The organism is Kribbella sp. CA-294648, assembly GCF_050943845.1.
GTDB lineage: Bacteria > Actinomycetota > Actinomycetes > Propionibacteriales > Kribbellaceae > Kribbella.
Genome location: NZ_CP191981.1, coordinates 6,326,502 through 6,346,713, shown reverse-complemented (window position 1 = coordinate 6,346,713; position 20,212 = coordinate 6,326,502). Strand labels below are relative to the sequence as shown.

The 20,212-nt window shown below is 68.3% G+C and carries 20 protein-coding genes; 13 read left to right on the top strand and 7 right to left on the bottom strand.

All coding sequences use genetic code 11. The features are described 5' to 3' along the window. Positions 1-17 precede the first annotated feature (17 nt). The 4 genes from ACQPYM_RS29925 to ACQPYM_RS29910 are packed head-to-tail and all read left to right on the top strand — an operon-like array spanning position 18 to position 4,313. Positions 18-1,028, top strand: coding sequence for a Bug family tripartite tricarboxylate transporter substrate binding protein (locus ACQPYM_RS29925; RefSeq protein ID WP_433007152.1), 1,011 nt, complete (start codon positions 18-20; stop codon positions 1,026-1,028). Continuing rightward, on the top strand, positions 1,025-1,558 hold the full coding sequence (locus ACQPYM_RS29920) for a tripartite tricarboxylate transporter TctB family protein (protein ID WP_433007149.1): 534 nt from the start codon (positions 1,025-1,027) through the stop codon (positions 1,556-1,558). Before ACQPYM_RS29925 ends, ACQPYM_RS29920 begins: the two co-directional genes overlap by 4 nt. Further along, a complete protein-coding gene (locus ACQPYM_RS29915; protein ID WP_433007146.1) occupies positions 1,558-3,060 on the top strand; it encodes a tripartite tricarboxylate transporter permease in 1,503 nt (500 codons plus the stop codon). The genes ACQPYM_RS29920 and ACQPYM_RS29915 overlap by 1 nt, the downstream gene beginning before the upstream one ends. Continuing rightward, positions 3,057-4,313, top strand: a complete 1,257-nt coding sequence (locus tag ACQPYM_RS29910; protein ID WP_433007143.1) for a glucarate dehydratase family protein — start codon at positions 3,057-3,059, stop codon at positions 4,311-4,313. Before ACQPYM_RS29915 ends, ACQPYM_RS29910 begins: the two co-directional genes overlap by 4 nt. A 3-nt stretch (positions 4,314-4,316) precedes the next feature. Here the strand turns inward: ACQPYM_RS29910 and ACQPYM_RS29905 are convergent, their stop codons facing one another. The 5 genes from ACQPYM_RS29905 to ACQPYM_RS29885 all read right to left on the bottom strand — a co-directional run bounded on the left by ACQPYM_RS29905 (position 4,317) and on the right by ACQPYM_RS29885 (position 9,502). After that, positions 4,317-5,009, bottom strand: a complete 693-nt coding sequence (locus ACQPYM_RS29905; protein ID WP_433007140.1) for a FadR/GntR family transcriptional regulator — start codon at positions 5,007-5,009, stop codon at positions 4,317-4,319. Beyond that, positions 5,006-6,130: an L-talarate/galactarate dehydratase gene (locus tag ACQPYM_RS29900; protein ID WP_433007137.1), complete on the bottom strand. Its 1,125-nt coding sequence runs from the start codon at positions 6,128-6,130 to the stop codon at positions 5,006-5,008. Before ACQPYM_RS29900 ends, ACQPYM_RS29905 begins: the two co-directional genes overlap by 4 nt. A 35-nt stretch (positions 6,131-6,165) precedes the next feature. Continuing rightward, positions 6,166-7,284 carry an esterase-like activity of phytase family protein gene (locus ACQPYM_RS29895; protein ID WP_433007134.1) on the bottom strand — a complete coding sequence of 373 codons (1,119 nt, stop codon included), beginning with the start codon at positions 7,282-7,284 and terminating at the stop codon, positions 6,166-6,168. Positions 7,285-7,348: 64 nt separating this feature from the next. Then, complete coding sequence (glmS, locus tag ACQPYM_RS29890; protein ID WP_433007131.1) at positions 7,349-9,169, bottom strand: glutamine--fructose-6-phosphate transaminase (isomerizing); 1,821 nt, start codon at positions 9,167-9,169, stop codon at positions 7,349-7,351. A gap of 57 nt (positions 9,170-9,226) precedes the next feature. Further along, positions 9,227-9,502, bottom strand: coding sequence for a hypothetical protein (locus tag ACQPYM_RS29885; protein ID WP_360286154.1), 276 nt, complete (start codon positions 9,500-9,502; stop codon positions 9,227-9,229). A 265-nt stretch (positions 9,503-9,767) separates the two neighbouring features. Between ACQPYM_RS29885 and ACQPYM_RS29880 the strand changes: the two genes are divergently transcribed. Beyond that, positions 9,768-11,681, top strand: a complete 1,914-nt coding sequence (locus ACQPYM_RS29880; RefSeq protein WP_433007127.1) for a M4 family metallopeptidase — start codon at positions 9,768-9,770, stop codon at positions 11,679-11,681. Here the strand turns inward: ACQPYM_RS29880 and nucS are convergent, their stop codons facing one another. Then, positions 11,682-12,341, bottom strand: coding sequence for an endonuclease NucS (gene nucS, locus ACQPYM_RS29875; RefSeq protein WP_360286151.1), 660 nt, complete (start codon positions 12,339-12,341; stop codon positions 11,682-11,684). A gap of 74 nt (positions 12,342-12,415) precedes the next feature. Here nucS and ACQPYM_RS29870 point away from each other — a divergent pair, with 74 nt between their 5' ends. The 6 genes from ACQPYM_RS29870 to ACQPYM_RS29845 all read left to right on the top strand — a co-directional run bounded on the left by ACQPYM_RS29870 (position 12,416) and on the right by ACQPYM_RS29845 (position 18,115). After that, positions 12,416-12,739: a hypothetical protein gene (locus ACQPYM_RS29870; RefSeq protein WP_433007124.1), complete on the top strand. Its 324-nt coding sequence runs from the start codon at positions 12,416-12,418 to the stop codon at positions 12,737-12,739. A 5-nt stretch (positions 12,740-12,744) separates the two neighbouring features. Next, the gene (locus ACQPYM_RS29865) at positions 12,745-13,443 is read left to right on the top strand and encodes a class I SAM-dependent methyltransferase (RefSeq protein ID WP_433023419.1); all 699 of its coding nucleotides are present in this window, start codon (positions 12,745-12,747) and stop codon (positions 13,441-13,443) included. Beyond that, positions 13,440-13,892 (top strand): NUDIX domain-containing protein, encoded by a 453-nt coding sequence (locus tag ACQPYM_RS29860; RefSeq protein ID WP_433007121.1) that lies wholly within the window; start codon positions 13,440-13,442, stop codon positions 13,890-13,892. The genes ACQPYM_RS29865 and ACQPYM_RS29860 overlap by 4 nt, the downstream gene beginning before the upstream one ends. Positions 13,893-13,956: 64 nt before the next feature. Continuing rightward, on the top strand, positions 13,957-15,738 hold the full coding sequence (locus ACQPYM_RS29855; RefSeq protein ID WP_433007118.1) for a 3-hydroxyacyl-CoA dehydrogenase family protein: 1,782 nt from the start codon (positions 13,957-13,959) through the stop codon (positions 15,736-15,738). Between the two features lie 55 nt (positions 15,739-15,793). Next, positions 15,794-16,900 carry a hypothetical protein gene (locus ACQPYM_RS29850; RefSeq protein WP_433007115.1) on the top strand — a complete coding sequence of 369 codons (1,107 nt, stop codon included), beginning with the start codon at positions 15,794-15,796 and terminating at the stop codon, positions 16,898-16,900. Positions 16,901-16,918: 18 nt separating this feature from the next. Continuing rightward, positions 16,919-18,115, top strand: a complete 1,197-nt coding sequence (locus ACQPYM_RS29845; protein WP_433007112.1) for a hypothetical protein — start codon at positions 16,919-16,921, stop codon at positions 18,113-18,115. Here the strand turns inward: ACQPYM_RS29845 and ACQPYM_RS29840 are convergent. Further along, the gene (locus ACQPYM_RS29840; RefSeq protein WP_433007109.1) at positions 18,094-18,882 is read right to left on the bottom strand and encodes a phytanoyl-CoA dioxygenase family protein; all 789 of its coding nucleotides are present in this window, start codon (positions 18,880-18,882) and stop codon (positions 18,094-18,096) included. The two genes, ACQPYM_RS29845 and ACQPYM_RS29840, sit on opposite strands and share 22 nt — an antisense overlap. Positions 18,883-18,931: 49 nt before the next feature. Here ACQPYM_RS29840 and ACQPYM_RS29835 point away from each other — a divergent pair, with 49 nt between their 5' ends. Together ACQPYM_RS29835 and ACQPYM_RS29830 are read left to right on the top strand one after the other, a co-directional pair. Beyond that, complete coding sequence (locus tag ACQPYM_RS29835) at positions 18,932-19,735, top strand: helix-turn-helix domain-containing protein (protein WP_433007106.1); 804 nt, start codon at positions 18,932-18,934, stop codon at positions 19,733-19,735. Positions 19,736-19,781: 46 nt separating this feature from the next. Next, entirely contained in the window at positions 19,782-20,192 is a 411-nt protein-coding gene (locus tag ACQPYM_RS29830; RefSeq protein WP_433007103.1) for a nuclear transport factor 2 family protein, read from the top strand. The last annotated feature ends 20 nt before the right edge of the window (positions 20,193-20,212 follow it).

The following is a 20,212-nucleotide window of genomic DNA, read 5'->3' as shown; positions in this document are numbered from 1 at the left end:
CTCAGAGGAGAAACGCCATGAAATTCCCACAGACGAGCCGCCGGGCCTTCCTGGCGGTGGCCGGCGGCGTGACGGTTGCCGCGATGCTGTCGGCCTGCGGTGGAGTCAAGACGACCTCGACCGGTGGCGAGGGCGAGTTCCCGACCGGCAACATCCAGATGAGCGTCGGCGCTTCGCCTGGTGGCAGCACCGACCTGATCACCCGCGCGATCGCCGAAGGGGTCAGCAAGGAGCTGGGTGTTTCGGTGCCGGTGGTGAACAAACCGGGAGCCAACGGCGCGCTGAACGCCAAGGAGCTCCAGTCGGCCAAGCCCGACGGCTACAAGATCGCGGTCCAGAACGCGTCGCTGTTCACGATCACCCCGCTGGCCGTCTCCGCGTCCGAGGCGGTGAAGCTCGATGACTTCGACCTGATCACCGGGGTCTCCCAGGACGACTACATGCTGGCGGCACCGGCCGGCACGGGGTACAAGAGCATCGCCGACCTGAAGAAGGCCGGCAAGAACATCAAGTACGGGACCACCGGTGTCGGCACCGGTGCGCAGCTGGCCTCCGCGCTGACCTTCAAGGTGGCCGGGGTTCCCGCGACCGACGTGCCCTTCGACGGTGGGGCGCCGGCGATGACCGCGTTGCTCGGCAAGCAGGTCGACGTGGCCACGTTCCAGATCGGTGAGGGCATCGAGAACGTCAAGGCGGGCAAGCTCGTTCCGCTGGCCGTCTTCTCGGCGGAGCGGATCAAGTTCCTGCCGGACGTGCCGACGGCCAAGGAGCAGGGCTTCGACGTGGTCGTTGCGCAGTACCGGTTCCTGACGGCGCCGAAGGGGACGCCGGAGGACGCGAAGACCAAGCTGGCCGACGCGGCGAAGAAGACGTTCGGCACCGACGCGTACAAGAAGTTCAACGAGGCGAACTTCCTCACCCCGATCGAGGTCGGGCCGGACGAGGTGCGCAAGATCCTCGACGAGGCGACCACGAAGTACAAGGCGCAGATCGACCAGTACGGTATCCAGCTGGGCGCCAAGAAGTGAGCCCAGCCGAGCCGCCGGCCACTCCGCCGGTCAGCGAGGCACCCATCGATGGTGCGGCGTTGCTGGCGGAGCTGGCCGAGGACCGCCCGCCACCGGCGGGACCGTGGTCACAGGTCGGTGCGGCGGTTGTGACGGGGCTGATCGGACTGGCCGGGCTGATCCTCTCGGCGCGGCTCGGTCTCGGCAAGCTCACCGCACCCGGCCCGGGGCTGTGGCCGTTCGCGATCAGCGTCGTCATCGCCACCTTGTCGGTGCTGCTTGCGCTGACTGGGCGGCACAAGACGGACACCGAGAGGTTCTCCCGCTCCAGCCTGACGATTGCGATCGCGGTCGCGACCCTTGTCCTGCTCGCGCTGGCTCTGCCCGTCATCGGCTTCGAGATCCCCTCGCTGCTGCTGACCTTCGTCTGGCTGCGGTTCCTCGGCAAGGAGTCCTGGCGGTCGTCGATCGTGATCAGCTTGTGCACGGTGGTCGCGTTCTACCTGCTGTTCGTCCTGGCACTCAAGATTCCCCTCCCACGGCTGATCTGATGGACTTCCTGAACCCGGTATTCGACGGCTTCGGCGTCGTCGTGCAGCCGGCCAATCTGCTGTACTGCGTGGCCGGCGTCGTGATCGGCATGCTGATCGGGGTGCTCCCCGGGCTCGGCCCGGCCGCCACGATCGCGATCCTGCTGCCGGTCACGTACGGCGTCGAACCGGTGTCGGCGATCATCATGCTGGCCGGCATCTTCTACGGCGCGCAGTACGGCGGAACCATCACCTCGGTGCTGCTCCGTCTGCCCGGCGAGGCCTCATCGGTCGTCACCGTTTTCGACGGCTTCGCCCTGGCCAAACAAGGCCGAGCCGGTACTGCGCTGGGCATCGCGGCGATCGGCTCCTTCGTCGGCGGCACCGTCTCCATCATCGGGCTGACCCTGCTCGCACCGGTGGTGGCCGGCTTCGCGCTGGACTTCGGCCCACCGGAGTACGCCGCGCTGGCGCTGTTCGGAGTCCTCCTGGTGGCGACCGTCGGCAACGGCGGCCGGCTCAAGTCGGTCATCGCGGCCTGTCTCGGCCTGCTGCTCGCCACCGTCGGGCGCGACACCTTCACCGGCGCCGACCGGTTCACCTTCGCCAGCCTGGACCTTGCCGACGGCATCGACTTCGTGCCGATCGCGATGGGACTGTTCGGCCTCGGCGAGATCCTCTACAACCTGGAGGAACGCCAGCACAAACGGCAGGAGCCGGCCAAGATCTCCACGGTGTGGCCGTCCCGGCAGGACCTGCGTCAGTCGAGGGGTGCCATCGGTCGCGGCTCGGTGATCGGCTTCGTGCTCGGAGTACTGCCGGGCGGCGGCGCGACGCTGTCGTCCCTGGTCGCGTACGCCGTGGAGAAGCGGCGGGCCAAGGAGCCGGAGCGGTTCGGGCGCGGGGCGATCGAGGGCGTCGCGGCGCCGGAGACCGCCAACAATGCGGCGGCCACGTCGTCGTTCATTCCGCTGCTCACGCTGGGCATCCCGGCCAACGCGACGATGGCGCTGATGTTCGGTGCGCTCCTGATCCAGGGCATCCCGCCCGGACCGCAACTGGTCTCGGAGCATCCAGACCTGTTCTGGGGTGTCGTCAACTCCATGTACGTCGGCAACATCCTGCTGCTGATCATGAGCATCCCGCTGGTCGGCGTGTTCGTGAAGATCCTCCGGATCCGGCCGGCCGTGCTGGCGCCGATCACCGTGCTGATCACCTTGCTGGGTGTCTACACCGTGGCCAACCGGATCTTCGACATCTTCCTGGTGATCGTCTTCGGCGTGCTCGGCTATCTGATGAAGAAGTTCGGGTTCGAGCCCGGTCCACTGGTGCTGGCCTTCGTGCTCGGCGGCCTGATGGAGATCGCGATTCGCCAGTCGCTGTTGATCTTCGGCGGCGACGTCACGGGGTTCTTCACCCGGCCCATCTCCGGCACGGTTCTGGCCGTGCTGATCGTCGTACTGGCGTTTCCGATCGTCAAGCAGGTCAGGAAGTCCCGGCAGAAGAGCAAGGAGTTGGTGTGAGCACCACACGTGTCTCGAGGGTCGTCATCACGCCCGTCGCCTTCGCGGATCCGCCGCTGCTGAACGTGGTGGGAGTGCATCAACCGTTCGCGTTGCGGGCCATCGTCCAGGTCCACACCGACAGCGGGAGCGTCGGGCTGGGGGAGACCTATGCCGACGATGCCCACCTGGCGCGACTGGCGGCGGTGGCCGACGTACTGCCCGGCCTGGACGTGTACGACCTGAACGGTTTGCGGCAGCGAGTGAGCGAGGTACTGCGGCTGGACGGGAGCGCGCAGGTGGGCGGCATGCTGGCGATCCAGAATCCGGCCGACGTCGTGCTGTCGCCCTTCGAGGTTGCGCTGCTCGACATCCAGGGCAAGGAGCTGGGACGACCGGTCGCCGACCTGCTCGGCGGCGCGGTGCGGACCGAAGTACCGTTCAGTGCTTATCTGTTCTACAAGTGGGCGGCGCATCCGGATCGCGAGCCCGACTCGTGGGGTGCGGCCCTCGATCCGGACGCGATCGTCGCGCAGGCGGCGCGGATGGTCGACGAGTACGGCTTCACGGCGATCAAGCTCAAGGGCGGGGTCTTCGCACCGGACGAGGAGATCGAGGCGGTCAAGGCGCTGGCCGCGGCCTTTCCCGGTCACAAGTTGCGGATCGATCCGAACGGCGCTTGGACGCCTGCGACCTCGGTGCGGGTGGCCAAGGAGCTCGAGGGCGTCATCGAGTACCTCGAAGACCCGACGCCGGGGATCGACGGGATGGCGCAGGTGGCGGGGGAGACGGACATCCCGCTGGCCACCAACATGTGCGTCATCGCCTTCGACCATCTCAAGCCGGCGGTGCTGGCCGATGCGGTCCAGGTCGTCCTGTCGGATCACCACTATTGGGGTGGTCTGCAGCGCTCGCGGTTGCTTGCCGGGATCTGCGAGACGTTCGGTCTCGGGTTGTCGATGCACAGCAACTCGCATCTGGGGGTCAGCCTTGCGGCGATGACGCAACTGGCCGCAGCGACTCCGAACCTCACCTACGCTTGCGACACGCACTACCCGTGGAAGACCGAGGATCTCATCAAGCCGGGCGCTCTATCCTTCGAAGGTGGCAACATCCGGTTGCCGGACAGCCCAGGGCTGGGAGTTGAACTCGACGAGGACGCGCTCGGGCGGTTGCACGAGCAGTACCTGGCGTGCGGGATCCGGAGTCGCGACGACACGTCGTACATGCAGACCGTGCAGCCGGACTTCACCCGGAACACCTCTTGGTGGTGACGGCTACTTCTGCAGGCGATGGCGAGTGTTCGACAGGTGCACGCGCGCGGCGGCGCGGGCTCCCTCGGGGTCGGAGCGCGCGATCGCGGCGTAGATGTTCTCGTGTTCGTGCACGACGCGGGTGAGGTGGGCGGCGTCGGACATCTCGTACGCCGGGTCGAGCCGGGTGCGCGGCAACATGATCATCATCGGGCCGAGTGAGCCGATCAGCTCGGGGTAGAAGCGGTTCCCGGACGCGTTCGCGACCTTGAGGTGGAACGCGAAGTCGGCCTCGACCGACTTGCTCGGATCGTCACCGATCCGCTGGAAGTCGTCGAGCGCACGCTCGATCGCCTTCAGCTGATGCGCGGTACGCCGTTCAGCGGCCAGCCCGGCGGCCTCCGACTCGACCCCGATCCGCAGCTCGAGCAACTCCAGCACGTCCCGGTGCGACCGGACGTCACCGAGCGCGAACCGCTCTGTTGCTGACGGCAACGACAGGACAAACGAGCCGCGGCCCTGGAAGGTCTCCACCAGCCCGGCCGCCTGCAACCGCGAGATCGCCTCCCGTACCACGGTCCGGCTGACTCCGAACTCGGCGACCAGTGAACTCTCCGTCGGCAACTTCTCGCCCGGTTCGAGCTCGCCGGCCAGGATCCGTTCCTTGAGCCGCTCAACCAGCTCGTGCGCCAGCCCGCGCCCACCCTCGGCCTTCACGGCGTGCCGAACTCGCAGGAGTCGGCCGTCCAGGCCTTGCACTGGTCGCTGACCGTGAACCCGAGCCCCGGTCGATCCGGCACCAGCATCCGTCCGTCCTTCGTCTCCAGACGCTCGTTGAACAAGGGATTCAGCCACTCGAAGTGCTCGACCCACGGCTCCCGTGGGTACGCCGCGGCCAGGTGGAGGTGGATCTCCATCGCGAAGTGCGGAGCAAGTTGCAGGCCGTGGTGATCGGCCAGCGTCGCCAGCTTCAGGAACGGCGTGATCCCGCCGATCCGCGGTGCGTCCGGCTGGATGATGTCCGCGGCGCGAGCCTCGATCAGCCGGACATGCTCGGAGACACTCGACAGCATCTCGCCGGTCGCGATCGGAGTGTCGAGCGTCGCGGCCAGGTGCGCGTGCCCTTCGGCGTCGTACGCATCGAGCGGTTCCTCGATCCAGACCAGGTCGAACTGTTCCAGGGTCCGCCCGACCCGCAACGCCGTACTGCGGTCCCACTGCTGGTTGGCATCGACCATCAGCGGTACGCCGGCGCCGAGGTGCTCGCGGACGGCGGCCACCCGGTCCAAGTCGATCCGGCTGTCGGGCTGGCCGACCTTGATCTTGATCCCGCCGATCCCGTCGGCCAGCGACTGGGTGGCGCGCTCCTTGACCTCCTCGATCGGCGCGTGCAAAAACCCGCCCGAGGTGTTGTAGGTCCGCACCGAGTCCCGATAAGCACCGAGCAGCTTGGCCAGCGGCAGCTCCGCCCGCTTGGCCTTCAGATCCCACAGCGCGATATCGATCGCCGCAATCGCCTGCGTGGCAACCCCCGACCGTCCGACCGAGGCGCCGGCCCAGAGCAACTTGTCGTACACCTTGCCGATATCCGACGGATCCTCACCGATCAGATTCGCCCCGATCTCCTTGGCATGCGCATACTGCGCCGGCCCACCGGCCCGCTTCGAGTAACTGAACCCGATCCCGTGCTGGTCGTCCCGCGTGGCGATCTCGGCAAACAGCAACACGATCTCAGTCATCGGCTTCTGCCGCCCGGTCAGCACCTTGGCATCACTGACGGCCTGCTCCAACGGAAGCACCACGGACGACAGCCGAACCTGCCGGATACGATCACTCATGAAGTCATCGTACAAGTTAAGGGCTTGTCTGACGACTACAACCTGACGGCCAGTGAGTACAGGCGGGTGGTTTGGGTGGCGCCGTTGTTGTCGTCGGAGAGTAGGTAGAGGTGGCGGCGGCCGCCGGGGAGGCGGGCGCCCAGGGCGAGGGCTTCGACGTTGTCGAGCAGCGGGTTGGGTTGGGGCTGCTTGGCGGTCGCGCCCGACGGTGGGCAGTCGGCCAGGTCGAAGAGGAGCTTCTTCCGGAGGAACACCCGGTCGGGAGCATCCGCGAGTGATGCTTGCCTGCTGACATCGGTTGCCCGGCGCAACGACACGGTGAAGACCCGGATCGTGTTGCCGACGCCCGGCGTGTAGGTCCGCTCCAGCGAAACGAGTTCGTCGCGATCCACGACGGCCAGCTCGACCAATGAGAGGCCCGGGTCCGGCTTGTAGGCGTACTGCGCGGCGACGGCGTACCCGCCACCGGGGCGACCGGCGTACCGGAGGATGCGGTTGCGGCTGCTCCCTTGGGCGTCCGTGCCGTCGGGGGCCAGGGGGCCTTCCATCCCGGCGTACAGGCTGTGGCCGTCGGGGCTGACGGCGAGTGACTCGAAGGTGGCGTTGTTGCCCGCCTCACCGGCCGGGGCAACCTGGAAGCGTGCCGGCACCGGCAACGAGCTGAGCTGCTTGCCGTCGGCGAGCCGGAAGCGGCGGATCGACGGTTCCACCTCGGAGCTGGCGAGGATCGTCCGGCCGCCGCGCTCCGCGACCAGCCCTTCGCCGTCGAAGTCCGTGCCGTTGTACGGCGTACCGTCCGGCCGCCGCAGGATCGTCATGCTGTCCACGGCCACCTGGAGCTTGCCACGTTTCGAGCTCAGTTCGAGTCCGAAGACCCGGGCGGGGGTGGTCCGCACGTTGTCGACCAGCGCGAGCGCCTGCCCCGGCCGGGTGAGAGCGAGCGCCGACAGTCCCGCGACCGGCTGACCGGCGTACGACGTCTTGTCGAGGCTGTCCGAGAAGCCCAGGAACCGCGCGTCGGGCGAGCAACTGCCCCCGGAAACGCCGGAGCCGCCGTCCGCACCGGTGGGTACCGGCGCAGCGGCGGCTGCGGTGAGCGAAGTGGTCAGCGCGGCCAGTACGGCGGCCGCGGCGAGTGGTGTCTGCCAGCGCATCAGGAATCCTCCGGGTCTCGATGTCTTCGTCCATCGAAACCCATTCCCCGAAACGGCAGGTGAACTACTCGACCGTGACGGACTTCGCCAGGTTGCGGGGCTTGTCGACGTCGTGGCCGAGGGCGACCGCGGCGTAGTACGCGATGATCTGCAGCGGGATGGTGAGCAGGATCGGGTCGAGCTCCGGCTCGTTCTTCGGGACCTCGATCACCGCGGCGGCGCCGTCCGGGACGTCGACGCCCGGGTGGGTGACGACGTACAGCGGGCCGGAGCGGGCGGCGATCTCGTGCAGGGCGCCGATGTTGCGGTCCAGCAGCTCGTCCTGCGGCACGATCGCGACGCTCGGGACGTCCGGCGAGATGAGCGCCAGCGGACCGTGCTTCAGCTCGGAGGTCTGGTACGCCTCGGCGTGCCGGTAGGAGATCTCCTTGAGCTTCTGCGCGCCCTCGCGGGCCACCGGGTAGCCGCGGGTGCGGCCGACGTAGAAGACGCTCTCGTGCTTGGCGAGCCGGCCGGCGATCTTGCCCAGCTCCTCCTCCTGGTCCACGATCGTCTGGATCTGGGCCGGGATCTTCTTCAGGCCCTCGATCAGCCGGCGGCCGTCGGCAGGGGAGACGTCGCGGATCCGGCCGAGGTGGATGCCGAGCATCGCGAACGCGACGGCCATGTTGGTGAGCGCCTTGGTGGACGCCACCGAGACCTCCGGGCCGGCGTGCAGGTAGACGCCGCCGTCGACCTCACGGGCGATGCTGGAGCCGACCGCGTTCACCAGGCCGATCACCCGGCCACCCTTGCGCTTGAGCTCCTGTACTGCGACCAGGGTGTCCAGCGTCTCGCCGGACTGGCTCACCGCGACGTAGAGGGTGTCGCGCTCGACCACCGGGTTGCGGTAGCGGAACTCCGACGCGGGCTCGGCGTCGGCGGGGATGCGGGCCACCTCCTCGATGAACTGCGCGCCCATCTGGCCGGCGTAGTACGCGGATCCGCAGCCGAGGATCTTGACCCGCTTGATCTCCCGGGCCTCCCGGGCGTCCATGTTCAGGCCGCCCAGGTGGACGGTGTGGAAGCGCTCGTCGAGCCGGCCGCGCAGTGCGCGCTGGACCGCCTCGGGCTGCTCGTGGATCTCCTTCATCATGAAGTGCTCGTGCAGGCCGCGCTCGTACTCGTCGGCCTCCCACTCGACCGTCTTGGCGGTCTTGGTGGTCGGAGCCGCGTCCTGGGTGAAGGTGCGGTAGCCGTCGGCCTTGACGGTGGCCATCTCGCCGTCGTCCAGGTAGACGACCTGGCGGGTGTAGCGGATCAGCGCGGCCGCGTCGGAGGCGACGTGCATCTCGCCGTCACCGATGCCGAGGATCAGCGGGCTGCCGTTGCGGGCGACCACGATCCGGTCCGGGAAGTCCAGGTCGACCACGGCGATGCCGTAGGTGCCCTCGATCCGGCGCAGGGCAGCCATCACCTTCTCCTCGAGGGTGGCGCCGTCGGCCTGCTCGATCAGGTGCGCGAGGACCTCGGTGTCGGTCTCGGAGCGCAGCTTGACGCCGGCCTCCTCCAGCTGACGGCGCAGCGCGCCGGCGTTGTCGAAGATGCCGTTGTGGACGACGGCGATCCGCTCGTTGCCGCTGGCGTGCGGGTGCGCGTTGTCCTTGCTCGGGCCGCCGTGCGTCGCCCAGCGGGTGTGGCCGATGCCGAGCTTGCCGCCGAAGCGCTTGGGCAGCGAGGCCTCCAGCTCACGGACCCGGCCGGCGTCCTTGTGCACCTTCAGTTCGCTGGACCCGACCACGGCCACGCCGGCCGAGTCGTACCCGCGGTACTCCAGCCGGGCCAGGCCGTCCACCAGGATCGGCGCGGCCGGCTTGGTGCCGACATATCCGACGATTCCGCACATGGGGAGGGTGTTCCTTTCGTGGGGTTCAGGGTTCTCGACCTGCCGCCTGAGCAGCTGTCAGCCGTAGACGATCCGGCGCAGCTGGCGGGCCGACAGTTCGGGTGAGCGGACCGGCCAGTGCCGCAGTTCGGCGGCCACCACGGCGAAGATCTCGTCGTTGCGGGCGCCGTAGGTCTGCAGTTCGCGGTGCCGGCGCCGGACGTACTGCTCGGTCGTCTCGGTGAAGTACGCCAGCACGTCCGCGACCACCCGGCGGGCGTCTTCGAGCGGCAGTCCGGTGGTACGGCTGATCTGGTCAACGAGGTCTTCGCTGGGATCCGCCGCCTCACTCATCACCCGACAACTGTGCAGTCAAACCAGGGTCAAAGCCAACTATCTGCCCGAAATCGGGCACACTTTACGGTTTCCTCACAGAGCCGGGAAGACCAGTGACGCGGCTGGACACTACTCCGATCGTCGCCCGCTGTCGAAACCGGCTCACCCCTTGCAGCCGGAGATCGGTGGGCGTACGAATGGCTGTGACGGGGCGACTCTTGGGGACCTTTGGACGTCGGCCGGCCCGCTGCTCGTGGCCGTCTACCGGGAGGGGTCCCTTGCCATGAAACGCCCTGCCAATCAGCGCCCCGCTGTGGTCGCCGTACTCGCGGCCGCCGCTTTGATCGCGGCGGGCGGTGGGTTCACCGCCAGTGCCCAGCCGTCGTCGCCAGCGGCGTCGACATCGACCGGCTCGTTCGCCCGGGGTGGCTCCTTCACGCTCACCGGGGCCGACGCGCGCGCTTTCGCAGTACCGAAGGATGTTGTGAAGGTCTGGTCGGCCAAGGTCGCCGGAGGAGGCACGCAGACTCGCTATCAGCAGCAGGTCGGTGCGGCCAAGGTGCTCGGTGGTCAGCTGACCGTGCTGACCGACAAAGCCGGGAAGACGACCACGGTGATCGGCGCCTACTTCCCAGGGCTGAAGGTCAAGAACAGTGCGGCCGTGACGGTCGCCGGAGCTCGGGGCGTGGCGGCCAAGCGGATCGGCAGTACGGGGAAATGGTCTTCGAGCCTGCGCATCGATCCACGGGACGGCCGGCTCTTCCACGAGGTCGTCAACCAGCGCGCCGACCACCGGTGGGTGCACTGGGTCGATGCGGCCAGCGGAGCAGTGAAGAAGCAGTACGACGCGGTCGCGCACGGGGACGGCACGGGCGTCAAGGGCGACACCAAGACGCTGGACACGACGCGGATCGGTAGCACGTACTTCCTGCGGTCGAGTGATTCGCGGCAGGAGACGTACGACGCGGGCAACACCGCGACCCAGCCCGGCACGATCATGACCGATGCCGACGACCACTGGAACTTCAACCTGCCGAAGTGGAGATCACCGAGCCAGGCACCGGGCGTGGACGCGCACTACTACGCGAACGTGACCGACGACTTCTACCTCGGCACCTTCGGTCGCAACAGTCTCGACAACAACGGCATGCGGATGATCTCGACCGTGCACTACGCGAACCGGTACTGCAACGCCTTCTGGAACGGCGAGCAGGTCACCTACGGCGACGGCGACGGCAAGACCTGTCTCCCGCTGTCCGGCGGTCTGGACGTGGTCGCGCACGAGCTCACGCACGGCGTCACCGAGTTCACCTCGAACCTGATCTACGAGAACGAGTCCGGTGCGCTGAACGAGTCGTTCAGCGACATGATGGGCAACACGACCGAGTACTACGCCGCGGCCCGCGGGCTCGACCCGGCGGCGGCTCCGGACTGGCTGATCGGTGAGGACATCATCCTGTCGCCCGACACCGCACCGGGCTTCCGGAACATGGGCGACCCGCAGGAGGATGCGGATCCTGACCACTACAGCGAGTACATCGTCACCACCGCGGACAGCGGCGGCGTGCACTCCAACAGTGGCATCCCGAACCACGCGTACTACCTCGCGGTCAACGGCGGCAAGAACGCCGGCTGTGACCCCGGCCCGCACCAGCACACCCTCGACTGTGGCGTGACGGTCCCGGCACTGGGTCTGGCGACAGCGGCACAGGTCTTCTACACCGCCTTCACCAGCCTGACGGAGTACGCGAACATGTGCGACGCCCGGAACGCCACGGTGGCGGTTGCCGCAGGCACCACCGCGGAGGCCGGCACGACGGCCGCCTGGGACGCGGTCGGCATCCACTCCGGCTGTACGCCGGGCGTGCCGCCGCCTCCGCCGTGTGTCGGTGACGCGACTGCCGAGATCCCGTTCGAGTCGCCGCATCCGTACGGCAACAACGCCGACTGCACGTGGACGTACAACAACGGCACGGCCGGCTTCGCGTTCCACTTCAGCCTGCTCGACACGGAGGAAGACTTCGACTACGTGTACGTGCTGGACGGCAACGGGAACACCCTGGCCACCTACACCGGCCTCCATCGGCGCGGTGCGACCTCACCCTGCATCACCACACCGACAGGCTCGGTCCGGTTGACGTCCGACGGCGGAGTTGTCGCCCAGGGCTTCATCGTCGACGCGGTGGTGCCCTGCTGATCAGAACAAACGCAGTACGTCCGACTCCATGCCTCGGAGTGCGTCATAGTCCACCGTGACGCACTCCAGGCCGCGGTCGGTGGCGAGGAACTGGGCCTGCGGCTTGATCAGCTGGGCGGCGAAGATGCCCCGGACCGGTGCCAGCAGCGGGTCGCGGTTGAGCAGTTCGACGTACCGGGTGAGCTGCTCGACACCGTCGATCTCGCCTCGGCGCTTGATCTCGACGGCGACGTGGCGGCCGTCGGCGTCGCGGCAGAGGAGGTCGACGGGGCCGATCGCGGTCGGGTACTCCCGGCGTACCAGCGTGAAGCCGTCGCCGAAGGTGTGCACGTGCTCGGCGAGCAACTCCTGCAGGTGCGCCTCGACCCCGTCCTTGATCAGCCCGGGATCCAGCCCCAACTCGTACGACGAGTCGCTGAGCACCTCCTCGAAGGTGATCCGCAACTCCTCACCGGCCTTGTTCGTGACGCTCCAGACGCCCTCTTCCTCGGTCAGCTTGCACGGAGGGGACATCCAGTTCAGCGGCTTGTACGACCCGCCGTCGGCGTGGATCAGCACGGACCCGTCCGCCTTCACCATCAGCAACCGAGGCGCCATCGGAAGATGAGCCGTCAACCGACCGGAATAATCCACTGAACAACGAGCTATCACCAAGCGCACGACACAGCACCGTAGTCCACCCGGCACGCATCCTGCATGGCGGCAGGCCGTGGGGTGGTGGGAGGGTGGTTGGTATGAAGCCGAAGATCAGTTTGACGACGCGGCTGGAGTACGACGCGGTTGCGAAGGGGCTGGCGGGGGCCGGTGTGGTCGAGGGGAGCATGTTCGGGATGCCCTGCCTGAAGATCGAGAAGAAGATGCTGGCGGGGTTGTTCGGGGACGCGATGACGTTCAAGTTGCCGCCGGAGCCGCGGGAGCAGGCGCTGAGACTGAGTGGGGCCGCGGCGTTCGATCCGGGGATGGGGCGGCCGATGACGGAATGGGTGGTCGTGCCGCTGGAGCACTCCGAGACCTGGGCGGGGTACGCCGAACAGGCGCTGGAGTTCGTCCGGCCGTGAACCTGATGTGCCCGGCCCGCCTGATCCTGCTGCCACCCGGCTCCCGGGACAGACTGTCCGGCGAGCGCGTCGCCGCTGTCTATGCCACGCGCGACGCCGAAGCCCTGGCAACCCAACTTGCTGAAGAGCTCGGAGTCCGGTTGACGCTCCTCCCAGAGCACGGTGAGGCGGAGGAAGTGGTGCGGGGGATCGCGGACGAGCATCGCGGGGAGACTGTGGTGGTGATCGCGCCGGGGTTGGAGCTCGGGATTGCCCTTCCCGCGGTGATCGAGCACGAGGGGGACGGGTGGACGGTGGAGCCGAGTCCGAAGGCGTACCTGATTGAGTTGTTCGACCTGATCGACGCCCATCTGCGGTCCGGTGGTGACGTGCTGGAGCTCGGCACCGGCCAGGAAGCGGCCGAGCTGGAGCGACGCGGGCATCGCGTACGCCGTACTGACGCGTTGACCGACGACTTCGGCGGACCCTACGACCTGGTGTTCGCCGACGCCGTGTTCCTCGACCTCACCCCTGAACAGCTGGCCACCGTGTTCCGCAATGCGCACGCGTCGGCCCGCCTGCTCGCCTTCACTACCAACAAAGGGGATGAGGGGGATACCCAGTACCGCGACCTCCTCGAGCAGTGCGGCTGGACCGTCCTCGCCTGGCAGCACGGACAGGCGACACCCGGCGGCTGGTACTACGTCCTGGCCCGCCGAACGTGATCCGCGCAGGCATCGTCCTGCTCACCACCCTCGGGGTCGCGGCGATCGAGCGGGTGCGGGACGGCATCACGTACTACGTCCTCCCGGGCGGGCAGCTCGAAGACGGCGAGACCCCACCGGAGGCCGCCGTCCGCGAGACGCACGAAGAACTCGGCCTGATCGTGCGGGTGGAGGACCTCGTCGCAGTGGTCAACTTCCGCGGCAGCACCCAGTACTACTACCGAGCCGAGCCGCTCGGCGGAGAGTTCGGCACGGGCACCGGCGAGGAGCTGACAAGCCCAGCACACTCAAAAGCAGGCACCTATCGCCCCGTCTGGCTAGACCCCCAGCAACTCGCAGTACTGGACGTCCGCCCCCCAGCAATAGCCGCCGCCCTAGCCTCCACGCCGGACCACGAACGCCTCCTGGACGACTGGATCAGACGCCCGCTGGTCGTTGACGAGATGTGAGGTTCCCGACGCTCGTGACACAGCTCATGTGCGGACCAGTGTGGTGACTGGCACACTTCGAGCCATGGCGCGTGAACTGAAGACAGTGGGAGTGGTCGGGCTCGGCACGATGGGGGCCGGGATCGCGGAGGTGTTCGCCCGGCACGGGCTGAGCGTCGTCGGCGTGGAGCGTGACGAGGCGGCGGTCGAGCGGGGCCGTGGGCACATCCAGCACTCGACCGACCGGGCGGTGAAGCGCGGCAAGCTGTCGGTCGAGGACCAGCAGGCGTTGTTCGACCGGGTCACGTTCGCGACCGAGATCGAGGCGCTGGCCGACTGCGACCTGGTGATCGAGGCCGTGATCGAGCGGCTCGAGCTGAAGCGCGAGATCTTCTCCGCGCTGGACAAGGTGGTCCGCGAGGACGCCATCCTCGCCACCAACACCTCCAGCCTGTCGGTCACCGAGATCTCGGTGGCCACCCAGCGCCCGCGCCGGGTCGTCGGCATGCACTTCTTCAACCCCGCCCCCGTGCAGGAGTTCGTCGAGGTCATCAAGACCGTCGTCACCGAGCCGGATGTCGTCGAGGACGTGCTCGAGCTCGCTCGCCGCCTCGACAAGGTGCCGGTGGTCGCGGCCGACCGCGCCGGCTTCATCGCCAACGCGCTGCTGTTCGGCTACCTGAACCACGCCGTCTCGATGGTCGAGTCGCGCTACGCCACCCGCGAGGACGTCGACGCGGCGATGCGGCTGGGCTGCGGCTACCCGATGGGCCCGCTGGCCCTGCTCGACCTGATCGGCCTCGACACGGCGTACGAGATCCTCGACACGATGTACAAGCAGGGCCGCAACCGGTTGCACGCGCCGGCTCCGATCCTCAAGCAGATGGTCACCGCCGGGCTGCTCGGCCGCAAGACCGGCCGTGGCTTCTACACCTACGAGGCGCCCGACTCGCCGGTCGTCGTCGCGGACGACCTGACCCCGTCCGCCGATGCGGCCGCGGCGCCGACCCGGCCGCTCAAGCAGATCGGCGTGGTCGGCTCGGGCACGATGGCCGTCGGCATCATCGAGGTCTGCGCCAAGGCCGGGTACGACGTCCTGTACGTCGCCCGCGGCACGGAGAAGGTCGACCGCGTCCGGGCCGGCCTGGAGCGCTCGCTGGAGAAGGGTGTCCAGCGCGGCAAGCTCTCCTCCGAGGAGCGTGACGAGGCTCTGCGCCGAATCACCGGTACGGCGAAACTCGACGACCTGAGCGCCGTGGACCTGGTGATCGAGGCGGTGGTGGAGGAGCTCAGCGTCAAGCAGGCGCTGTTCGAGACGTTCGACGAGATCTGCAAGCCGGGCACGATCCTGGCCACGACGACGTCCAGCCTGCCGGTGATCGACCTGGCGATGGCGACCAAGCGTCCCGCCGACGTGGTCGGCCTGCACTTCTTCAACCCGGCGCCGGTGATGAAGCTGGTCGAGGTGGTCAGCACGGTCAGCACCGCGCCCGAGGTGGCCGACACCGTCGCCGCGCTGGCCGTTGCCGCAGGCAAGCACCCGGTACGGTGCGGCGACCGGGCCGGCTTCATCGTCAACGCGCTGCTCTTCCCGTACCTGAACGACGCGGTCCGGATGCTCGAGGCGCACTACGCCGGGGTCGACGACATCGACGCCGCGATGAAGCTGGGCTGCCGGCTCCCGATGGGTCCGTTCGAGCTGCTCGACGTGGTCGGCCTGGACGTCTCGCTGGCGATCCAGCGGACTCTCTACCTGGAGTTCCGCGAGCCCGGGTTCGCCCCGGCCCCGCTGCTCGAGCACCTGGTCACCGCCGGCTACCTCGGCCGCAAGACCGGCCGCGGCTTCCGCGACTACTCCCGGGCTTGATCGCGAACGCTTAATCGAGGTGCGGACCACCCAGGTCCGCACCTACGCTCCGGGGATGGAAGGCCGGACGCCGCCGAAGCCGCGGTCGCTGATGAAGGATGCCGAGGGCCACTGGGTACGCCGCTGGACGGGCGCCGAGTGGTTCGAGCCGGCCGATGCCTGGGTGCGATCGCAACTGGCCGCAACCGGGATCGCCGTCACCGGAGACCCGGTTCCGTACAAGATCCGCTTCTGGGCGGCCGTCTGGTGCTACCCGACCGACCACGGCCTGTACTGGTTCAAGGAGAACAACCCCGGCCAGTCCTTCGAGGCCGCCTTGGTGCAGGCGATGGCACGCGAGCTCCCGCAGCACGTGATTCCCCCGCATGCCATCGAGCCCACGCGCGGCTGGCTGCTCACCGCCGACCAGGGCGCGACGCTTGGCGACCAACCGACCCAGGTCGAGCCGTTGGTGCTGTGGCGCCGCCTGGTGATCGAGTACGCCGGCCTGCAGCGCGACACGATCCCCGCCGAGCAGGCCTTGCTGGCGAGCGGGCTGACCGCGATCGGCCCCGACCGGCTCGGCGACACGGTCCACGGCATCGCCGACTGGTTCGCACAGCTGGACAGCGACCACCCCCTGGCGATGGGCGCCAAAGCCGGTGACCACCCTGGCGAAGCCAACGACACCCCCAAGGCGACTGGCGACACGATCGGCGAGCTGCATCGGGCGGCTGACAACCTTGCCTCCTGGGGGTCGCGGTTCTCCGGGGCGATCCCGTTGGCGCTCGACCAGAACGACCTGCACGCCTACAACGTGTTCGCGGCCGGCACCACCGCGCCGTTCCGATTCTTCGACTTCGGCGACGCGCTCTGGGCCCACCCGTTCGTGACGCTGTCCTGTGTCCGCGGCGCCCTGGTCGACCCCGACGACCCGGACAGCTGGGCCGCGGACGATCCACGCCTCGCCGAGATCACCGACGCCTACCTAGGGCAGTGGACCGATCTCGCACCCCTCGACGTACTCCGCACCGAACTGCAGGCCGCGCTCCCGCTGCACGTCGTCCACCGCTTGGTCTCCTGGCACCGGCTCCTCGTCCACGCCGACGAGACCGAGGCCGCCGCCTGGGCGTTCCCGCCACGGCACTGGGTGGCCGAGGTCATCCGGCTGTTCGCCGTCTGAACTGGCAGACTCCGCGGCATGCGGAGGAAGTCGTTCGGTGAGCAGCTGCTCGGAGTCGCGTACCTACTGATCCTGTGCACCACGGGCATCGCCCTGATCCTGATGCCCAACCTGGTCGGCGCCGACTGGCCGTGGTGGACGTCGAACATGGTCATGTTCGCGGTCCTCGGCCTGCCCGTGATCGCTCTCCTCAGCGGTCTGTCAGTCGGCACGGCACGAGTCGGCCGATGGATCGCGGTCGTCGTGATCGCCGGCGTCGCCGCCCGGATCGTCTGGAGCCTGTACGACGCGGGCTCCCGCGCCACCTTCCTGGCGATCGCGCTCTTCCCGCTTCTGATTCTGCTTGCCCTAGGCATCCTCTTGCTCGGCTACTCGTGGCCGTGGGCAACCACCCGGGCGCTGGCCGACGCGGCCCAGGCACGCGGCTGGACGGCGTACCGCGAACTCCCACCCGACCTCGTTCTCCCCGGTACTGCGCTGCCGTTGCCGGTCGGCCGTCGCTGGGTCGTCCGCAACGTCATCCGTACGCCGGACGGCGCCGCCTTCGAGGTGCGGTGGCTCGAATGGCGCGGGGTGCTGTGCCGTCGTCGCCGGCTGGCCGTGTTCGTCGGGGCCAGGTTGCCGAAGGCGCTGCCTTGGCTGCAGGTCGTCCCGGGTCGCGCGCTGACCCGGTCGGACCTTGACCTGGAGAGTGCGGAGTTCAACCGGTCGTTCGACGTACTGGGGGAGGACTCGCGCTATCTGATGGCGATGCTGCAGCCGCGGGCGATGCAGATTCTGCTCGACGCGCGGCCGCTCGGTCTGGTGGTCACCGGTGACGCGCTCGTCGCCTATGACGAGCAGGGGCTGACTCCTGAGTCGCTGGTTCGCGGGGTGACCGCAGTACAAGGGTTTGGCGCGATGCTGCCTGGCCATGTGCTCGACGAGTGGGGCACGCGGCCGCCGGCGGCGGGGTCGCGGTTGCGGTTCGCGATGCCCGAGTGGAAGGTGTCGGCCGGGTCGATCGTGGTCCGGGTACTGGCGATGAGTTTTGGGGTGATCGCACTCGCGTTGGCGGCCGCTTTGCTTGCGGCCGCCGCCGAGAGTCAGGCGCGGGACCTCGCGTTCGAACCTCGGTATCCGGTGTGGACGTTGCTGGTCGCAGTACTGGTGCTGGCCGGAGGTGCCGTCGGCCTGGGGTATGTGAGTAGGGCTCAGGGCTCGGCGGTCGCGTAGTCGCCGCAGGGGCCGCCGCCGATGGCCTCGGGGATGACGGTGGTCCGGCGATCCGGGCGGATCAGCGGGTTGTAGAAGGCGGAGATCTCCGTGCTGTCCTCCGGGATGTAGTGGAAGATCAGCGAGCGGCGGAACCGGTCGGCGCTGGTGTTCGGCCGGGAGCCGTGCACGACGCTGCCGTGGAAGAAGAGCACGTCGCCGGCCTTCATGCGCGTCTGCACCTTGCTCATGCCGTCGGGGATCGGTACTTCGGCGTTGGTGAACGACTCGGTCAGGTCGGCCTGCTCGGGGCAGACCAGTTCGACCTGGTGTGAACCGGGAACCACCGCGAGCCCGCCGTTCTCCGCGTCCACGTCGTCGATCGCGATCCAGGCGGCCAGGCAGGTCTCCGGGTGCGCCCGCAGGAACGTGTTGTCCTGGTGCATCGCCTGTCCGCGCGCGCCCGGCGGCTTGAAGTAGAACATCGACTGGGCCGCCAGGGCAGGCCCGATCAGGGTTTCCACGACATTGAGGATCCGGCTGTCGAGCATCCACTCGAGCGCCAGCCGGCCGGCCTCGACCTCGGTCCGCCGGTGCGGGTGGACGAACCGCGGGTACGTGGCCAGCGGGTCCTCCGCCGGGACCTTGTCGTCGATCGCCAGCGAATGGTCGATCGCGACCTGAGCCATGTAAGCAGCCTTGATCTTCTCGATCTCGGCCGGCGTGAGCAGTCCCGGGACCTGCACGATCCCGTCCCGCTGGTAAACCTCTGCAAGTGTGCTGGTCATGTCTCCAGGATCGCCGGAAGGAGCCGGCGGCGGGATAACCTATCGAGCTGTGAACCTTCGAGATCCTGCTAGGCCGGACTCCTTCACCCCGACGGTCCGGCGGTTACTGGCGGGCGAGTTCGACGAGGGCCCGAGCTACACCACCTACCGCCGCCGCGGTACGACTGACTGGCTGTTGCTCCACACCCTCGACGGCCTCGGCAGTCTCGGCGGCGGCATCCATGCCGGTCCGGGCGTCACCTCGTTGATCCGGCCCGGCACCCTGCAGGACTACGGGACGGCCGGTGGTCGCTGGCATTTCCTCTTCGCCCATTTCCACCCGCGACCGGACTGGCTGCCCCTGCTCGACTGGCCGTCCGTTGCCCCCGGCATCCTCCAGCTCACGCCCAGCCCGAGCGCGGCGGAGCGGATCGCCCACGCCCTGTCCGAAACGGTCCGCCACCAGGACAGCGTCCTGCCCCAGGGCGAGCTGCTCAGCCTCAACGCCCTCGAAGCGGCGCTGCTCTGGTGCGACACCCAGAACCCGAAAGCCGCCCGGATCGACGACCGCCTGCTCCGCACCATCGAGTACGTCGACCGCAACCTCCGCGCCGATCTCTCCATCGCCGCGCTCGCCCGGACCAGCAACCTCTCGGTCTCCCGCTTCGCCCACCTCTTCCGCAGCCAGCTCGGCGTCACTCCCCAGCAGTTCGTCGAACGCCGCCGCCTCGACGCCGCCGCCCGGCTGCTCGAACTCACCGCCCGCCCCGTCGCCTCGATCGCCACCGAGGTCGGCTTCACCAACCCGCTCTACTTCTCCACCCGCTTCCGAGCCCACACCGGCCACAGCCCCACGCAGTACCGGCAGCGGTGACAAAGTCCGCGCGGGGAGGTTCAATCGATGACAAGGGGGCGGGGCGATGAGCGATCGAGACGATTTTCTGGAGTGGGTGGGGACGCGGTTGCGGGACGCGGAGGTGGCGACCCACAACGGTGACGCCGGGCCGCGGTTCGAGATCTGGTCGACCCAGGAGCCGGTGTCGTTGCTGGGTGCCTGGATGTCTGGGACGGGCGCCGACCGGATTGCGGAGGTCTTCCATCGGCTGGAGAGCACCTTCAGCGACTGCACGTCGTACCGGTTCGAGCTGCTGGTCGCCGACGTGGTGGGGGATCTGGCCTACACGGTCGGCTATGAGCACACCAAGGCGTCGGTGAATGGTGAACCGCGCGAGTACACGCTGCGCGCCACCCAGATCTACCGGCGGGAGGACGGCGAGTGGAAGGTGGTGCATCGCCACGCCGACAGTCCACCTGCTGGGGAGTCTGAGTAACAGCGAAGGCGGCGCTCTAC